2 protein-coding genes are annotated in these 4,215 nt (G+C 70.2%); one reads left to right on the forward strand and one right to left on the reverse strand.

Translation table 11 applies throughout. The features are described 5' to 3' along the window. Positions 1-27 precede the first annotated feature (27 nt). A complete protein-coding gene (locus tag E1265_RS38365; protein ID WP_243741318.1) occupies positions 28-1,377 on the reverse strand; it encodes a ricin-type beta-trefoil lectin domain protein in 1,350 nt (449 codons plus the stop codon). A gap of 656 nt (positions 1,378-2,033) precedes the next feature. On the opposite strand from E1265_RS38365, the gene E1265_RS34375 reads away from it, so the two are divergent. After that, the coding region (locus E1265_RS34375) for an RICIN domain-containing protein (RefSeq protein WP_165953984.1) at positions 2,034-4,215 on the forward strand (2,182 nt) is incomplete at its 3' end.

A 4,215-nucleotide genomic window follows, 5' to 3' on the forward strand; every position in this document is an offset into this window, starting at 1 on the left:
GGGTGGGCCGGGTGTGGTCCGCCCGGTCTAGGTGAGGGTCCATCGTTGGTTGGATCCGCCGTTGCAGGTCCACAGGACCAGGGGGGTGCCGTTGGAGTTCGCGTTGTTGTACGCGTGCAGGCAGAGCCCGGACCGGGCACTCCGGATCGTGCTGTCGGCGTTGACGTTCCACCGTTGGTTGGAACCGCCGTGGCAGTCCCAGATCACGACCCGGGTGCCGGGCGAGGTGCCTGAGGCCTCGGCGTCCAGGCACTTGCTTCCGTACACCCGTAGTTCCCCGGAACTGGTGTGTGTCCACCGCTGGTTGGCCTGGCCCGAGCAGTCGCGCAGCTGGACCTGGGTGCCGTTCGTCTGCGAACTGTTCGGGACCTCGACGCAGCGGCCGGACTGGGCGCCGACGATCGGGCTCCCGTCCGTCGGCGGGGTGGTCGGGTCGTCGGGCAGGTAGGGGCAGGTGTTGCGGTAGCGGGAGACGCCGGTGGAGTCCGCCAGCCCCGGGCACAGGAACTGGGTGTAGCGGTTGTCGTTGTCGAGGAAGACCTTCAGCCAGGGGATCACCCGTCGGGTCACCTGGGAGTTCCCCCAGGTGGGGAACCCGTGGCCGCCGCTGGCCAGTTCGACGAAGGCGCCCTCCGTACCGGCCGGCAGGGTGGCGTAGAGCTGGTCGAGGGCGGAGGGGGTGACCGTGCCGTCGTCCCGCGCGCCCGTGATCATCGTCGGCACCCGCACGCCGGACAGGTTCTGCGAGAACGAGGCGGGCGCGAACGGCACGGCCGCCCGCAGCGAAGGACGCCGCGTCGCCGCGCTGATGGCGCCCCCACCGCCCATGGAGTGGCCCATCACACCCAGCCGGTCGGGGTCGACCCGGTCCCGCACCGGGCTGCGCTGGGTGAGGTAGTCGAGCGCGGCCAGGAGCTGGGTGCCGCGGGCGGTGTCCCAGTCGGTGGGGCTGTTGGTGTCGATGCCGATGACGACGAACCCGAACGACGCGAGCCAATGCCCCATCCAGGCGCCCTCCGCCGCCCAACTCGCCGTGTAGCCCGGCACGACGGCGACCGCGCCCCAGGTCCCGAGGCTGGTGTCCGTGGGGTAGTAGATCCGCCCCCCGTTGAAGCCGTTACCGGCCGGCACGGCGATCTCCGCGGTAGCGAACGTGCCGCGCGAGGCGGCGACGCTGCTCACCGTGGGGTCCGGGCCCCGCTGGGTGGCCAGGGGGCCGAGATCCTGCTGGGCGGACGCCGGTGGGATCGCGATCAGGATGCCGATCAGGCCGATCAGGGCGGCGACGAGTGCGGCCAGGTTGCCCCCGCGCCGAGGGCACGCACCGGGGAAGCTGGGAGGCCCCGGGGCCGGTGCCTCGGTGGCTGGTGATCGCAAGGTCGTGCTCCTCCTCGTGGTCGGTACGTCCGCCGCTGGTCGGCACAGCGGACGAAGCCCCGATGGGATGCGCTCATGACAAGACCGGCTTCCGAACGGCGAGCTCCGTGCCGCACAGTCCGATGGGGTGTTCGGCGAGTCGGGACCGGCGCGTCGAACCGGTGGAGGGCGCACTCTCCGCCGCGGCTGATGCGGCTCATGCTGGCGCGTCGGAGAGTGGCGCCAACCTTTTGGTTTCCGTTGATTTTCGGGGACGGTACTGAGCCGTCCGGGCAGGCGGCTAGCCGTCAACTTCGCCAGGATCCCGCGAGCTTGAGGTAGTCCGCTGACCAGCGTCACGTTGCCGACCAGGGGGCATCACCGCAGGTGGCGACCGGCTGTCGTGGTGGCCTGAATCCATCGATCCAGGGCCGATCGGACCTCCCCAGGCGACGGGATCCAACGTGATCAAACGAATCGCCACACAAAGTCGGCGCACAGGTATTGCCGCCCCGACTGACCCGCCCCTAGCCTGCGTTGGGAGCGCTCCCAGTCGCCGATGCCCGATCTCGGGTCTCGCCTCGTGCGCGGCATCGGTGAATCGATTCATGTCGAGTGTTCCGACTCTTCCTTTCCGGAGCGCGAGCCGCTGCCTGGTACATCCGAAGGAGCCGCACATGTTTGTTCGAAGTCTGCCGAGAGCGCGCGGTCCGGCCGCGTTACTGCTGGCGGTGTTGTTGGCCGCCGTCTCGCTGGTCGCCCTTCCGGCGTCGCGGGCGCACGCTGCCGAGATCGACACTGGGGCGACCTACGCGCTGGTCAACCGGCTCAGCGGCAAGGCGATGGCGGTGAGCGAGGCCTCCACCGCCGACGGGGCGGGCATCGTTCAGTGGTCGCGTGACGACGCCGCCTGGCAGCAGTGGCAGTTCGTCGACTCGGGGGACGGCTACTACCGGCTGCGGTCCCGGCTCAGCGGCAGCGTGGTGGACGTCGAGGCGCTCTCCACCGCGGACGGTGCCAACGTCATCCAGTGGCCTGACAGCGACGCCGCCAACCAGCAGTTCCGTGTGGTCGACACGGACGGCGGGTACGTCCAGCTGATCAACCGCCGCAGCGGCAAGGCGTTGGAGGTGTGGGAACGCTCCACGGCGGACGGTGCCCGGATCTCCCAGTACACCGACAACGACGGCCACAACCAGCAGTGGCAGCTCGTCCGGCTGGGCGGTGGCGACCCCGGCCCGGGCCCCGACCCCGAAGAGCCGCCGGTGGGTGACGCCCTGCAGATGGAGGACCTCAACCGCGGTCTGACCTCAGTGCGTTCGGGCAGCGGGAACCTGGTGTCCTGGCGGCTGCTTGGCACCGAGGGCTACGACACCTCGTTCAACGTCTACCGCGACGGCACCCGGATCAACAGCTCGCCGATCACCGACTCCACCAACTACCTCGACAACGGCGCCCCCGCCGACGCCATCTACACGGTGCGCGCGATCGTGGGCGGCGTCGAACAGGCCCCCTCGGAGAGCTCGCTGCGCTTCACCGGCGGCAACTACCTCGACGTCCCCCTCCAGATTCCCGGCTCCGGCTACACCCCGGTCGAGGCAAGCCCCGGCGACGTGGACGGCGACGGCCAGTACGAGCTGATCGTCAAGTGGGACCCGGACAACGCCAAGGACAACTCCCAGTCCGGCGTCACCGGCAACGTCTACATCGACGCCTACCGCCTGAACGGCCAGCGCCTGTGGCGCATCGACCTGGGCCGCAACATCCGCGCCGGCGCGCACTACACCCAGTTCCAGGTCTACGACTACGACGGCGACGGCCGCGCCGAGGTCGCGATGAAGACGGCCGACGGCACCCGCGACGGCCAGGGCACCGTCATCGGCAACGCCAGCGCCGACCACCGCAACTCCAGCGGCTACGTCCTCGCCGGGCCCGAGTACCTGACGATGTTCAACGGCCAAACCGGCGCCGCCATGTCCACGGTCAACTACGACCCGCCGCGCGGCAACGTCTCCTCCTGGGGCGACAACTACGGCAACCGGGCCGACCGCTTCCTGGCCGGCACCGCCTACCTGGACGGCCAGCGCCCGTCGCTGATCATGGCCCGGGGCTACTACACCCGCGCCGTCATCGCCGCCTGGGACTTCCGTAACGGTCAGCTGACCCGCCGCTGGACCTTCGACTCCAACACCTCCGGCAACGGCGCCGCCTACGGCCAGGGCAACCACCAGCTGTCCATCGCCGACGTCGACGCCGACGGCCGCCAGGAGATCGTCTACGGCGCCGCCACCATCGACGACAACGGCCGCCTGCTGTACTCCACCGGCTTCGGCCACGGCGACGCCCTGCACGTCGGCGACTTCGTCCCCTCCCGCACCGGACTTGAGGTCTTCACCATCCACGAGGCCGGCAACCAGCCCGGCTCCGACCTGCACGACGCCCGCACCGGACAGGTCATCCACCGCACCCCCACCAGCGGTTCAGAAGGCCCGGGCCGCGGCGTCGCAGGCGACATCCACGCCGGCAACCCCGGCGCGGAGTTCTGGGGCTCAGGACCGAACATGACCCAACTGCGCAACTCCTCGGGCGGCAACGTCGGGCGCAACCCGTCCTCGGCCAACTTCCTCGCCTGGTGGGACGCCGACCCGGTCCGCGAACTCCTGGACGGCACCCGCATCGACAAGTACGGCACCGGCGGCGACACCCGCCTGCTGACCGCCAGCGGCGTCGCCTCCAGCAACGGCACCAAGTCCACCCCCGTCCTCTCCGGCGACCTCTTCGGCGACTGGCGCGAGGAAGTCATCTGGCGCCACACCAACAACGCGGCGCTGCGCATCTACGCCACCACCACCCCCACCA

Origin of the sequence: Streptomyces sp. 8K308, assembly GCF_004348315.1 — a bacterium.
GTDB lineage: Bacteria > Actinomycetota > Actinomycetes > Streptomycetales > Streptomycetaceae > Streptomyces.